The organism is Streptococcus sp. HMSC072G04, assembly GCF_001813295.1.
Taxonomy (GTDB): Bacteria; Bacillota; Bacilli; order Lactobacillales; family Streptococcaceae; genus Streptococcus.
Genome location: NZ_KV811999.1, coordinates 21,284 through 38,973, shown reverse-complemented (window position 1 = coordinate 38,973; position 17,690 = coordinate 21,284). Strand labels below are relative to the sequence as shown.

Annotated in this window: 15 protein-coding genes; 2 read left to right on the top strand and 13 right to left on the bottom strand. The window is 40.3% G+C overall.

Annotated elements, in window-relative coordinates; all coding sequences use genetic code 11:
* Positions 1-412: 412 nt before the first annotated feature.
* Positions 413-1,426, bottom strand: a complete 1,014-nt coding sequence (locus HMPREF2904_RS00180; RefSeq protein ID WP_070659248.1) for a hypothetical protein — start codon at positions 1,424-1,426, stop codon at positions 413-415.
* Between the two features lie 152 nt (positions 1,427-1,578).
* On the opposite strand from HMPREF2904_RS00180, the gene HMPREF2904_RS00175 reads away from it, so the two are divergent.
* Both HMPREF2904_RS00175 and xerS read left to right on the top strand, forming a co-directional pair.
* Complete coding sequence (locus tag HMPREF2904_RS00175) at positions 1,579-1,815, top strand: zinc-ribbon domain-containing protein (protein WP_070659246.1); 237 nt, start codon at positions 1,579-1,581, stop codon at positions 1,813-1,815.
* A 331-nt stretch (positions 1,816-2,146) separates the two neighbouring features.
* The gene (xerS, locus tag HMPREF2904_RS00170) at positions 2,147-3,217 is read left to right on the top strand and encodes a tyrosine recombinase XerS (protein WP_003001539.1); all 1,071 of its coding nucleotides are present in this window, start codon (positions 2,147-2,149) and stop codon (positions 3,215-3,217) included.
* An 83-nt stretch (positions 3,218-3,300) separates the two neighbouring features.
* Here xerS and HMPREF2904_RS00165 read toward each other — a convergent pair whose 3' ends face one another.
* From HMPREF2904_RS00165 to trmFO, 12 genes are all read right to left on the bottom strand, one after another.
* Positions 3,301-3,942 carry a hypothetical protein gene (locus HMPREF2904_RS00165; RefSeq protein WP_070659245.1) on the bottom strand — a complete coding sequence of 214 codons (642 nt, stop codon included), beginning with the start codon at positions 3,940-3,942 and terminating at the stop codon, positions 3,301-3,303.
* 214 nt (positions 3,943-4,156) lie between these two features.
* Positions 4,157-4,783 (bottom strand): putative bacteriocin export ABC transporter, encoded by a 627-nt coding sequence (locus tag HMPREF2904_RS00160; protein WP_070659243.1) that lies wholly within the window; start codon positions 4,781-4,783, stop codon positions 4,157-4,159.
* A 1-nt stretch (position 4,784) separates the two neighbouring features.
* Complete coding sequence (locus HMPREF2904_RS00155; protein ID WP_070659242.1) at positions 4,785-6,794, bottom strand: DUF1430 domain-containing protein; 2,010 nt, start codon at positions 6,792-6,794, stop codon at positions 4,785-4,787.
* A gap of 218 nt (positions 6,795-7,012) precedes the next feature.
* Positions 7,013-8,002 carry a lipoate--protein ligase gene (locus HMPREF2904_RS00150; RefSeq protein ID WP_014713327.1) on the bottom strand — a complete coding sequence of 330 codons (990 nt, stop codon included), beginning with the start codon at positions 8,000-8,002 and terminating at the stop codon, positions 7,013-7,015.
* A 68-nt stretch (positions 8,003-8,070) separates the two neighbouring features.
* The gene (gene lpdA, locus HMPREF2904_RS00145; RefSeq protein ID WP_070659240.1) at positions 8,071-9,777 is read right to left on the bottom strand and encodes a dihydrolipoyl dehydrogenase; all 1,707 of its coding nucleotides are present in this window, start codon (positions 9,775-9,777) and stop codon (positions 8,071-8,073) included.
* Between the two features lie 39 nt (positions 9,778-9,816).
* On the bottom strand, positions 9,817-10,860 hold the full coding sequence (locus HMPREF2904_RS00140) for a dihydrolipoamide acetyltransferase (RefSeq protein WP_070659239.1): 1,044 nt from the start codon (positions 10,858-10,860) through the stop codon (positions 9,817-9,819).
* Positions 10,861-11,193: 333 nt separating this feature from the next.
* Positions 11,194-12,186 carry an alpha-ketoacid dehydrogenase subunit beta gene (locus HMPREF2904_RS00135; protein ID WP_049507789.1) on the bottom strand — a complete coding sequence of 331 codons (993 nt, stop codon included), beginning with the start codon at positions 12,184-12,186 and terminating at the stop codon, positions 11,194-11,196.
* Positions 12,187-12,202: 16 nt separating this feature from the next.
* Positions 12,203-13,171, bottom strand: coding sequence for a thiamine pyrophosphate-dependent dehydrogenase E1 component subunit alpha (locus tag HMPREF2904_RS00130; protein WP_070659237.1), 969 nt, complete (start codon positions 13,169-13,171; stop codon positions 12,203-12,205).
* A gap of 222 nt (positions 13,172-13,393) precedes the next feature.
* Entirely contained in the window at positions 13,394-14,560 is a 1,167-nt protein-coding gene (locus HMPREF2904_RS00125) for an ATP-grasp domain-containing protein (RefSeq protein ID WP_070659235.1), read from the bottom strand.
* A gap of 21 nt (positions 14,561-14,581) precedes the next feature.
* Positions 14,582-15,322, bottom strand: coding sequence for an esterase family protein (locus HMPREF2904_RS00120; protein WP_070659233.1), 741 nt, complete (start codon positions 15,320-15,322; stop codon positions 14,582-14,584).
* 39 nt (positions 15,323-15,361) lie between these two features.
* Complete coding sequence (locus HMPREF2904_RS00115; RefSeq protein ID WP_003007390.1) at positions 15,362-16,189, bottom strand: alpha/beta hydrolase; 828 nt, start codon at positions 16,187-16,189, stop codon at positions 15,362-15,364.
* Positions 16,190-16,282: 93 nt separating this feature from the next.
* Positions 16,283-17,617, bottom strand: a complete 1,335-nt coding sequence (gene trmFO / locus HMPREF2904_RS00110; RefSeq protein WP_070659230.1) for a methylenetetrahydrofolate--tRNA-(uracil(54)-C(5))-methyltransferase (FADH(2)-oxidizing) TrmFO — start codon at positions 17,615-17,617, stop codon at positions 16,283-16,285.
* Between the last annotated feature and the right edge of the window lie 73 nt (positions 17,618-17,690).

Here is a 17,690-nt window from a genome sequence, read left to right as displayed (position 1 = left end):
GCGAGACGGACTGAAAGTCACATAATAAAAAAATCCCTATAAAGGGATTTTTTTATACCTATAATACCTTGTGCAAAATAGTCGTATATATCAAAATCAGAGTCACGTTACCTACTATTAGACCAAAAGTCGCAAGCAAAGTCTTTGCTGTACCCGGCTTAAAATCTGCACTAATCAAATATGGCCAAAAGCATACCATTGGGAGAATGGCTATTAACACGCATACATAGGCAGGAAAGCTTGTCCAAAGAAAGCGTGTCGTCTCTAACCAGTGACCCCATGAAGGTATCATTATTTTGCTTATAGTGAAAAGTATGCATATAAGGTGGACCATCAGAAGATAAATAGCATACTTTGTCTTACTTAGTACTTTTTTCTTTTTCATTTTGCCTAATTATCCCTGCAAATTCTTCTATCGCTCTGCTGCAATATTAGAACTAAAATTAAAATTAACTATATCATTATTCGAATCAAGGTCTAAATTCATAAAATAATGATTCCAAAAAAATTCATTGTTACCTGCTCCCCACTGCACGCCATAATGACCCAAATATTCATCTCTTGGCTCGCTTGGAGTCAGCCATATTTTTTTCCCAAATACTTTCGTGAACTCGTTTTCGTCAAGCTTCTTTAGCAAATCTATACCATCTATATTATATGAAATTCCATATTTTTTGGCAACAGCTGTGCACTCAGAATCGAAGCAAACCTGCGTAACTACACAGTCCTTCAGCTCCGTACTCTTCCTCTTATCTCCGTAAACACCTATACATCCGAGAACTATATTCTTCTTTACAAGAAGATAGGTAGATCGCGTAACTGCTGAGTCATATGACTTAAAGCCGTTTGGTACGCTAACCCCAGCTCCTTGGTATTTAGAATAGCTTCCCGTTGTCAAAAGCTCATTATAATTAGGATAATCATGTCTACCATTTGACACATAGATTTCAAACCCCTGGTCTATTAAATCCGAAATCTTAGTCTCTGTAAGATGAATTTCAGTTCTGTCAATTTTAAGTGGAGGTGCGTTATCAGGTAGACCTATAATTATATATACAAACATCAAAAACACGAATATCATAAGCACTGCAACGATACCTATCCAAGATTTCCCGGTTCTCCTTCGTGCATTGAAAAGCGCCATTATAGAAGGCGTGATTATAGCAGCACCAATTGGCGCCGCCCCATGACGGAACATGCCCATGACCTTAAAGGCAATTACAGCGCTAATTAGTATTAAAACTATGTGCACTGCATACTCTCCTACGCTTAGCTTACTCGTTCTAGTCTGATTATTTGCTGGGGCATCGTACACTGGAACACCGTTCTCAAAGGTGTTCTCCATTCTATAACGCAGCCAAAACAATATTCCAATAAACACAACTGCTAAGAAAACTAGCATTCCGATAAAAACTAATTTTTCCATATGTAACCTTTTGTCAGACCTAATTATCGTCCATCAAAATTCATATCTAGTCTACCACATTTTGAAATTGTTTTACAAAATTTACACACTTGTGCACGAATCAAAAAGTTTTAAAAGGATTTAACGACTTAGCAACAACTCAACAAAGTCTAATGAACGAGTGGGATTATGTAAATAACTTCTTGATAGCAAGTCCAACTGAAATTACAGAGTTAAGTAATATGTCTGTATGGTGGATATGTCAAGAAAACCTTAATCATCGTTATAAAATTCAAGTTAAACAAAGAATGGCGTACAGAAAACGAAATAAAAAGGGGTGTTCGATTTGCAAAGGTTACAGAAGAAAGCAAGAACATTTTATAAAGTTTAAAAAAGATATAAAAAAATAAAAACACTTTAAGTAATATAAAGTGTTTTTATATTGTCAAAATGTACAATTGAAAAATTATCAGTTTTCACTTAGATAAAGTACATATTACAGTAGATGGATAGCTTTTAAGATTTCCAGTGTTCACTTAAATAAAGTACATAATTGAATATAATTGGCTTAAAAAATTTTTTTAGTTATGATCTATGGCTTAAAAAATTTTTTTAGTTATTGACAAGGATACAAAACAGTCCTATAGAACCTCTATAACATCTTTCCGAAAAACTATAATTTTCTTGAAAAATATATCTGGCTATGCTATACTACTAGTATAGAAAGATTTGGAGAAAAACATGAAACGCGAGATCTTATTAGAACGAATTGATAAACTCAAACAAGTCATGCCCTGGTATGTATTGGAATATTATCAATCGAAACTGGCCGTTCCATACAGTTTTACAACTTTGTACGAATACTTAAAGGAATACGATCGATTTTTCACCTGGGTTTTGGAATCTGGTATATCGGATGCTGATACCATGGCCGAGATCCCTTTAGACGTTCTGGAGCACATGACCAAGAAAGACATGGAATCCTTTATTCTTTACTTACGTGAACGTCCTCTGCTCAATGCCAATACGACAAAAAACGGGGTTTCCCAAACAACGATTAACCGCACCCTTTCTGCACTATCTAGTCTCTATAAGTATTTGACTGAGGAAGTTGAAAACGAGCAAGGGGAACCTTATTTCTACCGCAACGTCATGAAGAAGGTTGCTACCAAGAAAAAGAAAGAAACCTTGGCTGCTCGAGCTGAAAATATCAAGCAAAAACTCTTTTTAGGGGATGAAACAGAAGGTTTTCTTAACTATATCGACCAGGAGTACCCTCAAACACTCTCAAATCGTGCCTTATCCTCTTTTAATAAGAATAAAGAGCGAGATTTAGCCATAATCGCACTCCTTCTTGCCTCTGGCGTCCGTTTATCTGAGGCAGTCAACTTGGACCTTCGTGATCTTAATCTTAAGATGATGGTCATTGACGTTACTCGAAAAGGTGGAAAACGAGACTCAGTCAATGTTGCTGCCTTTGCTAAGCCGTATTTAGAACAATATCTCGCTATTCGAGACAAACGTTACAAGACAGAAAAGACTGATACAGCCCTATTCTTAACCTTGTATCGAGGTGTTCCAAACCGGATCGATGCTTCTAGCGTTGAAAAGATGGTCGCCAAGTATTCAGAAGACTTCAAAGTCCGCGTGACACCCCACAAGCTTCGCCATACATTAGCAACTCGTCTCTATGATGCTACCAAATCACAGGTTTTGGTCAGCCACCAGCTGGGACATGCTAGCACCCAAGTTACAGACTTATATACGCATATCGTTAATGATGAGCAGAAAAATGCCTTGGATAGTTTATAAAATTACATAACGTAAATTATGTAATATATTAGTTTTAAAAAGAGCGATAGATTTTTTGAATGTCTACCGCTCTTTTATACTTTCTATAAAAATTCGATCCAATAATTACGGTGTGGCTCAATAATGACTGGTTTTCCCCAGAATGATTTTAGATAGGCCAAGTTTGCAGGGGTGACCGGTCTTTTTTCACCATTGAACTTCTCTGCACTCTCTTCCGTTAGAAAGCATTTAACTGCTTCATATTGTGTACCATCGCTCGCTATTCGATCAATTCCTAAATAAGCAATTTCATCACCGGCTTTTGGAAAATCTGTAAATAGTTTACCAATAAAATAAACCGTCTTATCTTTCATTAATTCATAAGCCTTACTATTTTCCAGTCTGTTATTCGCTGCAGCGTACATAATACAAAAACTATCCACAATATCTTTTAAAGGCATTAATTCTTCTTTGCTGACTATAATTTCGTCGGGAGCAAGTCCGCCAAGGATCAAATCTTTATAATGAGGTTGCTGGATGATATTATCTAAAGCCATTCCTAATGGTAGTTGGACAGCTTGATAGCCTAATGGTTCGAGCTCTTGCTTTTTCTGGTCAAGGTGTCCTTGTGTAATACTGACATTCAAATCATAAGGACTGGAAGGTTGTTGTTTGCTAAAAAAAGCCACTACTATACGATCTAACTGTTCAAATAGACCAAGATTTTCAACTGGAATTTTCATCATCGAATATGATCCCCTTTTTTGTTCAGATTTCCTCTATATTCTACTCTCATTATTTTTGAATATCAAGAAAAGAGGCCTTGTCATGAACTAACTTTTGATGAAAAATCTTAAACATTTTTGTTTGACATAATCTTTTTTCTTCAACAGCTCTTACCTCATGAATAGCTAACTATAAAAGATAATACAGAAGATCCTACCATTCTTCAGCCATATACTAGTTGAGTTTTACCACTTCGTCAGCTTTTTCCCAAATTACTGGATTATGGGTTGCAATAATGATTATACGCTCTTGATTCTTTAACATTAAGAGCAAGTCCATCACCTCTTGTGAGGTTTCTGGATCCAGTGCTGCAGTTAGTTCATCCGCTAAAATCAAAGGTGGATCTTTTAAAATAACTTTAGCTAATGCGACACGTTGCGCCTCTCCCCCCGATAATTCATAAATCTTTTGATCCAGAGAAAGGTAAGCCAGTCCTACTTTTTTGAGTACTTCTTCTTCTTGCTGCTTCTTCTCCTTTTTCGTTAATTTTTGACCAATCAATCCCAAATCTAAATTTTTACCGATCGTTTCGTTTTCAAGTAGGCCAAAGTTTTGAAAGAGATAACCTAATTCACGCTTAAAGAAGTGATGCTGTTTGATTTGTTTCAGTTCTTGCCCTTGATAGCTTATATTCCCTTCTTCATAAGGCTCTATCTTCGCCAAGATATTAAGCAAGGTTGTTTTACCACACCCACTATTTCCGATCAGAGCATAGACCTTACCTTCTGTAAATTGCAAGCTCAAATCTTGAAAGACCGTTCGTTGGCCAAATGATTTGGTTAAATGTTCTACGCTAATCATATTAGGCTCCTTTCAGTACAGTGGCTAACAAGTGGTCTTCTTTATGAGACCGGTACAGGAGAATGAACCAAGCATTAGTAATAAATAGAAAGAGAGTGACAAGAGCAATCCACCATTCCGAAGTGAGAATGAATACCAAGAGGCTTCCTAATAGCAAGAGGCTACTTTCTGAGAGCAAAATCATTTGGTGAATGTTTACAAATCCCAGACCTGCAATCTTCTTCAAGAAGATTTGTTTTCTAAACTCTTCAAAATATAGGAAATTCATAGTGTTAAAAAGAAGAACAGAGGTTGCTATACCAAAGACTCCTCCTGCAATCGCCATGAGATTTTCTATTTGTATGTTTTGGGCCATTTGCTGGTAAACGTCCACTGCATAGTCGTACTGACTAACACTTTTTTCAAGATTATACTCAGCGACTAGCTTCTTACTATTCTGAAGCCCATTAAAATAAAGGTAGGAATTTAGGTGGGTGAAATATGGATTCTCATAACCTCCAAAACTTTCAGGTTGTATAACCACTAAAACAGGATCTGTAAAGAATTGCTTATAGCTGATTGGTGTGTTGTTGTAGATAAAGCGTTTTTGATGATTCGGAATATACGTTACCTGCGCCTTCATTGATAAGGTGATATTTCCTTGATCATCTCGAGGAGATAGATAATCTTCATATCGTTTGATCATCTCCTCTTCTCGACCTTTTAATTTTTCCGGAAGTAAGAGACCAAATTCTCCTGCTTGTAAGTGATTTAAGTGATCTTTTTCTTCAGGAGAAACTGGAACACCTTGGATTTCGAGGTAATTTGGAGTTACATAGAGAGTTCGTGCAAGAGGATCGTAATCTGTGATGGAAAACTCTTTACCTGTACTAGGATCCGTCATAACTCCTTTTGAACCAAAAAATACGAGGTGATGATAAGCTAAAAGACCACCATTTTCGATGCCAGACTCGATGAGCTTAGACCATTTTGCTCTGTCCTCAATTTGCGTCTCTTTGTTTGTTTTCTGTGAAAAATCCTCCCGACTTGTACTAATTTGGACCCAATTCGACTGTTTTAACCAAGCCTCACTTCCCTCTTGGTGAGTTTGCCAGACTGATCCAAAAATACTGATTCGATGAATCGCAAGGCCAATTAATGCCACAGCGAGAAATTGACAAATAAAGAGGAAAACCAATATGCGCTTCAATGGAACCTTCCCTTTTAAAAGGGGGACTAAATGAATCGTTTGAATACTATATGCAAAGAGGAAGGATAAGAAAACAGACAAAATTAGTAACATCCCATTGTAAATAATACTACTGAAAATAACGATGGAATAGGAAAAAGGTGTCAATTGAAAGCAATAAATCAGAACAGCACCCATTATACTTGCGCCAATACATCCCAAAAGCAACTCTATACTATCATCTTTTAGAGAATGTCCGAAAAGTTGCAAGCGTCTCATTCCTGAAATATATCGAATCCCAGCACTTCTCATTTCTTGTGTTTTTTGAATAATCGTAAAAGCGCTAAAACTAATGATAAAAATGACTAAGGCAAGTGATTGTGAACCTGAGCCAAAAAAGGCAATAAAGGTCAGCAGAAGATTCGGTTTCTCAATAAAAGTTTGTGAGAAACCAAGAGTATGAAGAGTTTGATCCAGCTTTTCAGTTTCCAATTCACCTGTTAATACATAATAATTCGTTAGCAGGCTTTCTTTGGCAGCCAGTTCTTTCTTCTCTCTTTTAATCCCAAGAGGAAGTTTTCCCTCTCCGTAGATTTCATAGGTGAAAACAACCTGCCCCTTAGAATCTGTTCTTTGTATCTGACGGGCAATTATACTATGATTTTCCCTTGCCAAGCGGTCTAAACTGGAAGATAAGTCTTCATATGTGACGCTCTTATCTTGTCTTACCACACCTACTACCGGAAGACTGCGGTGGATAAGCGTATTTGGAGAAATAAAGGCAATCCAAATCAAAAAGCTAGAGATGAAAAGGTTTGATAAAATAATAAAGACACGTTTCATATCATCACACTTTCTAAAGCATCAAAGGAAAGTATTACCTAACTAGTCAATCAATTTCATTGTTTGGTGATTACTGAGTATTAAAAATTTTAATAATATTATTGTAAACGAATACATTTTTCCACCTTTACTATACTACAAAATCCTTCGTAAAACAATAATTTCTATGTGAAACTAGTTTCAAAAAAGAGATCCGCTTCTGCGAATCTCTTATGACTTTATTCCACCACTGCTTCAGCAATTTCTTCTGCAGTGATACCTGCGAAGTAACGACCAAGGTTAATGGTTTGAAGGGCTTTGAGGACGTCTTCACGTTCGTATTTAACGCCACGAAGAACATCTTCTACTGCTGCAACATCTTCGATACCGAAGAAGTCACCGTAGATCTTGATGTCTTGGATTTTTGATTCAATGACGTTAGCGAAGATTTCAACCTTACCACTTGGGAATTTGGTGCCGCGACGGACATTGTATTCAGGAGACTTTCCATAGTTCCAATCCCAAGTACCAAACTTGGTTTCCTTGATCCGGTTGATTTCAGCCAATTCTTCATCCGAGAAGACATATTCTGTCATCTCAGGGTATTCTTTCTTCATGTAGTCCAAAAGTAGGTCCCGGAACTCTTCAACCGTGATTTTTTCTGGCAACTCATCGATAATATTGGTCACACGTGCACGAACTGATTTAACCCCTTTAGACTCAAACTTGTCTTTAGACACCTTGAGTGCATTAGCAAGGACTGACAAATCAACGTCAAAGAGAAGGCAACCATGGTGCATGATCCGACCATTGATGTAAGCTTGGGCATTTCCACAGAATTTCTTGCCATCAATCTCTAAGTCGTTACGACCCGTGAATTCAGCCTTCACTCCAAGCTGAGCCAAGGTGTTAATTACAGGAGTTGAGAAGCTCTTGAAGTCAAAGGCCTTGTTTTCATCTTCTTTTGAAATAATGGTGTAGTTGAGGTTGTTCAAATCATGGTAAACAGCCCCACCACCACTGATCCGACGAACCACTTCAATCCCATGCTCCCGAACATAGTCACGGTTGATTTCTTCGATGGTATTTTGGTGACGACCAACGATAATCGAAGGTTTATTAATCCAAAGAAGGAAGATTTGATCCTCGTCTAAAAGGTGTTTAAAGGCGTACTCTTCCAAAGCAATATTAAAAGCAGTATCATTTGAATAATTAATAATGTATTTCATAAGATTCCTTTATATACGATAGAGACTGGTCCAGCATTTGCTGTCCAGCCATTCTATCATTTCAAATATTATTTCTTCTTAGGTGAGTGAACTGCCAAGCCGAGTACATCCGCAAAGGCTTCGTACATCACTTCTGAGAAGGTTGGGTGACCATGAATGGTCTTGAGCATTTCTTCTACAGTGATTTCCATCTCAATGATGGTTGAAGCTTCGTTGATCAATTCAGCTGCTGCTGGACCAATGATATGAACCCCAAGAACTTCACCGTATTTCTTGTCTGCAATGACTTTAACAAAGCCTTGAGCCGCATCTGATGCAATGGCACGACCGTTCGCCGCAAAGTTAAACTTACCGATTTGAACATCGTATTTCTCACGAGCTTGTTCTTCTGTCAAACCAACAGCTGCAACTTCTGGAAGTGTGTAGATGGCTGCAGGAGTCAAGTTCAATTTGGCAACAGCATGATTTCCCTTAAGAGCATTTTCAGCCGCAACTTCACCCATTCTGAAGGCAGCATGAGCCAACATCTTAGTACCGTTGATATCACCTGGCGCATAGATACCTGGAACAGACGTTTCCATATATTCATTAACTTTGATACGTCCACGATCCAATTCAAACTCGACTTCACCGATTCCTTCAAGATCTGGAACACGCCCGATTGAAAGAAGGGCTTTGTTGGCGATAATATCGTCTTTTCCTTCAACCTTGATACGAAGTTTGCCATCTTCTTCAATGATTTCTTGCAATTTCGTATCCGTCAAGATTGTCATACCTTTACGTTCAAGGATCAAGCGAAGGTTCTTAGATACTTCTGCATCCATAGCTGGAACAATGCGGTCCATCATTTCGATAACCGTAACTTTTGACCCGAAGGTCATGAAGGCTTGTCCAAGTTCGATCCCGACAACACCACCACCAATGATGACAAGGCTTTCTGGAACTTCGTTCATTTCAAGGATATCATCACTAGTCATGACAAGGGATGATTCCATACCAGGAACATTAATCTTACTTACTTTTGAACCACCAGCAAGGATGATCTTCTTCGTTTCAAGCAATTCAGAACCATTGACCAAGACATTCTTATCTTTCGTAATGGTACCGATACCCTTGTGAACATCCACTCCGTAGCTGCGAAGAAGACCCGCAACACCACCAACAAGAGTATTAACAACTTTAGATTTAGTTTCTAAAAGTTTATCCATATCTACTGAGAAACTTGGATTTTCAATGATAATACCACGGTTGGCCGCATGTCCGATATTTTCGATAATTTCAGCGTTGTGGAGGTAAGTCTTAGTTGGAATACATCCGCGGTTCAAGCACGTTCCACCAAGTTCAGATTTCTCAACAAGAGCAACCTTACCACCTAATTGAGCTGCTTTAATAGCAGATACGTAACCAGCAGGACCACCACCAATCACAACGATATCATAAGCGTCATCGCTCTTATTGTCATCGTTTGAAGCACTTGCTGCAGCTGGTGCTGGACTTGCTTCTGGTGCAGCTCCTCCAGCGGTTGGGATGTTTTCCCCTTCTTCACCAAGATAACCGATTACTTCTGTTACAGGAACAGTTTCTCCATCCCCTTTTAGGATAGCGATCAAGTAACCGTCTTCTTCCGCTTCCAACTCCATGCTGACTTTGTCTGTCATGATTTCAAGGAGAACTTCTCCTTCTTTTACAAATTCGCCGACTTTTTTATTCCACTGAACGATTTGTCCTTCGGTCATATCTACGCCGGCTTTTGGCATAATTACTTCTAAGGCCATTTTATTTCCCTCTTTTTCTTGTTTCTATTCTCTCGTTGATTAGACCAACATTGAAATCGGGTCTTCAATCAAGGCTTTCAAGTCTTTCATGAATTTGGCACCAGCCATTCCATCGACAACGCGGTGGTCAATGGTCAAGCCCAAGCTCATGATTGGACGAATGACAATTTCACCATTCACAACCACTGGTTTTTCAACCGTTGCACTAACTCCAAGGATGGCAGAGTTTGGTTGGTTGATAATCGGTCCAAATGATTGAACGCCAAACATCCCCAAGTTACTGATAGTAAAGGTTGAGTTTTGCAATTCACTTGGAGCAAGCTTACCATCCAAGGTACGTCCGATAACATCCTTGAAGGCTACGACTAACTCTGACAAGGTCATCTTTTCAGCATTGTAGACAACTGGAGTCATCAATCCATTGTCCATCCCAACTGCCATCGCTAAGTTGACATAATTGTGAGTGATGATGGTTTTGCCATCTTCTGTTAAAGACGCATTGATGTATGGATGTTTCATCAAGGTCTTAACCACTGCTAGAGAAAGCAAATCTGTTACAGTGACTTTCTTACCAGTGGCCTCCATAATTGGATCCAATACCTTCTTACGAAGGGCCAACATTTGAGACATATCAACGTCATAGTTCAAAGTAAAGGTTGGTGCTGTCAAGTAAGATTCCACCATCCGTTGAGCAATCACCTTACGCATTGGTGTCATCGGAATCCGCTCGATCTCACCATAAGGTGTCACATTATCTGGAACTTCGTCCACCTTCTCGATTTGAGCCGGTGACTTAATGGTCTCATTCTCAATATTTTCAGGAAGGAAAGCAAGGACGTCCTTCTTCATAATCTTACCACGATGACCAGTTCCTTGGATTTCTTGCCAAGCAATATTGTGTTCTAAAGCAATTCGTTTTGCAAGTGGTGAAATGCGAACCACGTTAGTGTCTTTATATGTTTCCACGTCTTCTTTGTGGACACGACCGTTTGCGCCTGAACCAGAAACATCATAGAGGTTGATCCCAAGATCATCCGCTAATTTTCTAGCCGCAGGAGTCGCTCTTAGCTTATCATCAGCCATGACCTCTCCTATTCTATTATAAGATATTAAGGACGTAGAGGACAAAGAAAAAATAGGAGATTGACGCTGTGTTCGATGAACACGAGGAAATCTATCTTTTTTTCACAGTCCTCCGTCCGGATTCAGTTACAAGATACTAAGGGCGTCAAAAGTCAAAGTGAAAATAGGAAACTTGACGAAGAAACTTTAGTTTCTAGGAAAGTTTATCTTTTTCACCCAGACTTTAGCCCGTGCTCTAATCTAAGATATTAAGGACGCAGAGAACTTTGTACCTAAAAAGATACAAAGTTTCCTCGTCTAATTCAAACGATATTACATAATTTATGTTATGTATTATTCTTTGTTATATGTTTTACGAATAGCTTCTTTGATGCTTTCAACTGTTGGGATCATTGCATTCTCAAGGTTTTGTGCGTAAGGCATTGGCACATCTTCTCCTGCACAACGACGAATTGGTGCATCCAAGTAATCAAATGCTTCTGATTCAGAGATAATAGCTGATATTTCTCCGATATAGCCACTTGTTTTGTGGGCATCATTGACAAGGACTACTTTTCCTGTCTTCTTGACAGAATTAATGATGATCTCTTTATCAAGTGGAACCAAGGTACGTGGGTCTACTACTTCTACTGAGATCCCTTCTTCTGCCAATTCTTCAGCTGCTTGCATAACACGACGAAGCATTTTCCCGTAGGTTACGACAGTGACGTCAGTTCCTTCGCGTTTGATTTCTCCGACACCAAGTGGAATGGTGTAGTCTGGATCAACTGGCACTTCCCCTTTTTGGTTGAATTCTGATTTGTACTCAAGAATGATTACTGGGTTGTTATCGCGAATAGAAGACTTGAGAAGTCCCTTCATATCCGCTGGCGTACCAGGAGCAACAACTTTCAAACCAGGAATATGAGTAAACCAAGATTCCAAAGATTGGGAGTGTTGGGCTGCAGATCCAACTCCGTTACCAGCAGCACAGCGAATGGTCATTGGTACTTGACCTTTTCCACCAAACATGTAGCGAGTTTTAGCAGCTTGGTTGACAATAGCATCCATGGCAATTACTGAGAAATCCATGAAGGTCATATCAACGATTGGGCGAAGTCCGGTCATGGCTGCACCTGCTGCTGCACCTGAAATCGCAGCCTCAGAAATCGGACAGTCACGGACACGTTCTGGACCGAATTCCTCAAGCATTCCTACTGAAGTTCCGAAGTCTCCACCGAAAACTCCGACATCTTCCCCCATCAACAATACGTTTTCGTCGCGACGCATTTCCTCAGACATAGCAAGGATAATGGTATCGCGGAAAGACATTAATTTAGTTTCCATAATTCTCTACTCCCCCTTAGTCTGCGTAAATATCTTCGAAAGCTGATTCAAGTGGAGGGAATGGGCTTTCTTCCGCAAATTTCACTGAAGCTTCAACTGCTTCTTTCACTTCTTCTTGGATCTGATCCAATTCTTCTGCGCTCGCAATATCATTCTCGAGCAGATACTTACGAAGGTTTTCAATCGGATCTTTCTTCTTCCACTCTTCGACTTCTTCACGGGTCCGGTATTTACCAGGGTCAGATGAAGAGTGACCAAGCCAACGATAAGTAACACTTTCAATCAAGACAGGGCCTTTACCAGAGCGGACGTGATCGACTGCCTTCTTAAATCCTTCATAGACATCAATAACGTTGTTCCCATCAGGAATAAACATTCCAGGAATGCCGTAAGCAGCACTACGCTCATGGATATGCTGGATATTGGTCATTTTCTTGATATCAGCAGAGATTCCATAACCGTTATTGATACAGTAGAAAATTACCGGAAGATTCCAAATAGAAGCCATATTCACTGCTTCGTGGAAGACACCTTCGTTGGTTGCACCGTCCCCAAAGAAGCAGACAACAATCTTACCAGTCTTATGCATTTGTTGAGTAAGAGCAGCTCCTACTGCAATCCCCATACCACCACCAACAATACCGTTGGCACCAAGGTTACCTGCATCCAGGTCGGCGATGTGCATGGAGCCACCCTTCCCTTTACAAGTACCGGTATACTTACCAAGGATTTCTGCCATCATGCCATTCAAATCGATTCCTTTAGCGATGGCTTGTCCATGTCCACGGTGGTTAGATGTCAGCAAATCATCATCGTTCAAAGCCAACATCGCTCCAACGTTAGCCGCTTCTTCCCCAACAGAAAAGTGCGTCATTCCTGGCACTTTTCCTTTTTTTACTAACTGTGCAATTTTTAAGTCCATGCGACGGATTTCTTCCATTTTACGGAACATATCCAATAAGAGACTTTTATCTAATGTTGCCATTATTTCGCCTTTCTAAGCAATTATTCATTCATTTTCATTCTAGCCAAAAATGAAAACACTGTCAAAAATAATGCTCAATTTTCTTCACAAACTAATCTTCATAAGTTCTTGATATAAATGGTTTTAACAACTGTTATATAAAAGATTCACAAAGTTTTATATTGAAATATTCTTGATGATTTGGGAATAAAAAACCGATAGGAAAGACCTATCGGCACAATTTTATTCAGCGCGTTGACCAAAGTCATGAATCATTTGTTCTAATTCTTCACGACTTGGTGTTGTTAACATGTAAAGGTAATCACCTTGGAGTTCCGCAAAGGCTGCAGGCATCTCCTTCTTCACTCGGAATTGATGCTGGTATTTGGCCAAAACTTCTTCCTCTGAAAGAGCATAAGCTGCATTGGCACGACGAGAAGTTGCCAAGCAATAAAGGGGCTCAAACTCAGAAGCTGGGAAAGGTTCTCCTGCTACGATGGCAGCATAGCCACGGTACAAATCAATCGAGTGAGCGTAGTTGTAGACATCGATGGTAAAGCCACCTGCAGGGCGATTATTGTACTCGATCGCAATATAGTCATCCCCATCGCGGAAGAACTCAATGTGGAAGAAACGTTCTTTCATACCAAAGGCTTTGACAATGGCTTCCCCGTATTGACGCAATTTTGGATCCATCTCTTTAAGAACATAATAAGAGTTGTCCATCTTGTAGAGCATCAAATCGAGCGGCGTATAAGCATAGTCGAAGGTCGTTGAAAAGACAATATTACCATCACGATCGACCAGACCATCAAAGGTACAAATCTCGCTAGAAGTGACAAATTTCTCAAAGAAGTACTCTGTATGGCCATCCCAGTCAGCTTTGAAATGGTCCACATCTTCTGGCGTTTCGATCTTGAAGGTCGCTGCTGCTCCTACCCCATTGTCAGGCTTAGCAATCAATGGTAACCCAATCTTCTTCACAGCCTTATCAATGTCTTTTTCTGTTTTAACTACTGCACCAGGTACGACTGGGACTCCAGCCTTCTTGAAGAGTTTCTTCATTTCGGATTTGAACTTGGTTTTCTTCAGATCTTTTGGCTTAGCCCCGAAGACATTGAATTGCTCCCGAAGCGCCGCATCCAATTCCAACCAGTACTCATTGTGGGATTCGATACGATCGATTGGTCCATGTTTGTAAAAGAGAAAGGCTACTGCACGTTTCACTTCGTCCAGATTTTCCAAATTTTCAACACGGAAATATTCTGTTAAGCTGTTGCGCAAAGGCTCATCTAACTGTTCATATGGCTCTTGACCAATTCCCAAAACAGTGATCCCTTTATTAGCTAGTTCGATTGTAAATTGTTGGAAGTTTTGTGGGTAATATGGTGAAATAACGATATAATTCATTGAGGTCTCCTCCCTTTTTACTTATAGATGCATTTGACCTAGGAAATATGGCATTTGTTTGCGCCACCATTCCCAATCGTGGGCGACATCATGTCCCCATTCAGCGAACCATGCAGGAATATTTTTGTGATCAAAGGCTTCTTTCAGTTTGTAGAAAGATGGAAGTCCATCTTGTTCCCAAGCCCCTAAACCAGTACAAACAACGATTTCCGCCTGACGGTAACGATCGATAAACCAGCCATCATTTTGGTTCCAAATATAATCAGATGGCGAGTTTTGATAAATGGCTTCATCGCCTCCAAAATCACCAACAAAGAAACGAGCGTCATAGACACCACTCAAGGCAATCACTTTGTTGAAGACATCTGGATGTTGCAAGAAGAAATTGAGCGCGTGGTAGGCTCCCATTGAGCAACCAGTTGTCATCATCGGATCAAACCAGCCTGTTTTGTGTTTGATAAAAGGAATGGCTTCTTCAATTACATAGCGTTCATAAGCACGGTGCATTTCGGCACGATCGTGAGGATTCTTCCAATTACAAAGCCAGCTATCACTATCCACACTAGAAAGGGTAAAGAATTGAACCCGTCCTTCTTCGATAAACTGAGCACAAGCATCAATCATACCAAAGTCATAGTATTCGTTATGGCTTCCACCTGAGGAGGCAAAGACCACAACAGGAATTCCTGCGTGTCCATAGCGGTTCAAGTACATTTCACGGTTGAGTTGGCCACTCCAGTGGCTTAAATGTTCAATATTCATAAGTTTCCTCTTTCTCTCTATTGATTTGTTCTGAGTCCATTAATCCCAATTTTCAGCCAAAAAGCGAAGGCATTCAGGTAAATGTTCAGCCCAAGCTTCTTCATGGTGAATCGCACCGGATTGAATCCGAATGGCAATATTTTCTAAAGCAACTCCTTGTTGGATAACGTCGTGATAATAACGAAGGGATGAATCAATATAGGCTTGCTTGATATTTCCCGCCATCAGCGTTTTATCTGTATCATCCGCCTCTTCAGTACCTACATAGATGTAGATCCGTTGATCTGCATATAATTTTTTGCGTTCGATATAATGATTGAAGGCATCTTGGTGTAGCCAGTTAGCAGATGAAAAGACACCTAAACAACCAATTTGATCTTGGTACTCTAAGCCCAAGAATTGGGTAATATTCCCACCCAAGGAAGATCCAATCATGGCCGTATGTTCTCGATCAGCAAGAGTCCGGTATTCTTGGTCGATAAAAGGTTTCACCACCTCCATGACAAATTCGCCGTACTCAACTCCCTTGCCACCAAATTGCATGCCAGGAATATTGGATTCCTTGTACTTCCAGGCAGAGTATTCATTCATGCGTTGGAAACCATCATTATCGATCGCAACAACAATCATGCGACTAATATCTGGATTCCGCTTAATGGCTGGAATGACTTTCCAGGAATGACCCGCATAAGCTTCCTTGCTGTACAAAACGTTTTGCCCATCGTGGAAATAAACCACAGGGTAACGTCTATCTGTATCCGTTTCATAATTCTTAGGTAATAAGACTCGCACACGACGGAGTTTTCCGGTATAAGGCACTTTCAATTCGTGTGTCTTCATATCTAAATAAAAATAGGATTTGTTCATTGTCAGAAAACTCTCTATATTCTAAATTTTATTCATTATACCATTTTTAGAAGAAAAAGTCTGGATTTTCTCCAAACTTTTTTCTTTCTTGGGTTATTTTTCCATAAACTGAGCCAAATCTTGTAAAGAACGTTCGGCAATTTTCTCATAACGTTCCTTTTTATCCCGAATACGTGGACCTTCTAGCTCCTTGATAATCCCGAAGTTGACATTCATGGGTTGGAAATGCTTGCTGTCAGCATGGGTGATATAGTGAGCCAGGCTTCCGATAGCTGTCGTTTCAGGGAAAATCGCTGCTTCTTCTCCTTTGAAAAGGCGAGCTGCATTGATTCCAGCTACCAAACCTGAGGCAGCTGATTCAACATAGCCTTCTACACCTGTCATTTGACCTGCAAAGAAGAGATTAGCTTGTTTCTTAGAACGGTAGGTTTGTTCAAGCAGATTTGGAGAATCCATGTAGGAATTGCGGTGCATGACACCGTATCTCACAAATTCCGCATGTTCCAAACCTGGAATCATTTGGAAGACCCGTTTTTGTTCTCCCCATTTAAGGTGAGTTTGAAAGCCAACGATATTGTAGAGGCTGGCAGCCGCATTGTCTTGGCGCAACTGAACTACCGCATAAGGGGTCTTAAACTCCCCATCACGTGGACCTTTGTAATCATCTGGATACTCGAGTCCAACTGGCTTCATAGGACCATAGAGCATGGTTTTGATACCACGTTTAGCCATGACTTCAATAGGCATACAACCTTCAAAATACTTTTCTTTTTCAAAAGAGTTGAGCGGGGCTTCTTCTGCATTGACCAAGGCCTCGTGGAAGTCCATAAACTCTTGCTTGGTCATTGGGCAGTTGAGATAAGCTGCTTCTCCCTTGTCATAGCGTGACTTGAGATAGACCTTGTTCATATCGACAGTATTGACATCGATGATTGGAGCTGCTGCATCGTAAAAATAGAAGCCATCACCACCATTGAGCGCGTGGATCTTTTCTGCCAAGGCATCGCTGGTTAGAGGCCCCGTTGCGACCACTGTGATGGCATCTGTCGGCAATTCCGTAATTTCATCACGAATGACTTCGATGAGCGGGTGTTGGGACACCTTCTCCGTCACCCGGCTAGCAAAACCTTCTCGGTCCACAGCCAGTGCTCCACCGGCCGGTACCCGGGTCGCTTCCGCTGCTTCAAGGATGACAGAACCCAAACGGCGCATTTCTTCTTTGAGGAGCCCGACAGCATTGGTGAGAGAATCCCCACGAAGAGAGTTGGAACAAACTAGCTCCGCAAAGTTGTCTGTTTTATGTTGCGGAGTGGATTTAACACCACGCATTTCATAAAGCTTGACCGGAATTCCCTGTTGGGCAATCTGGTAAGCTGCTTCAGAGCCAGCAAGGCCCGCACCGATCACATTGATATAAGATTGAGACATGACACTAATACCTCTTTGGGTATCAAAACACCCTGCTGGACTGTTTGACATCCACAAATCTTTCTAATTTTCT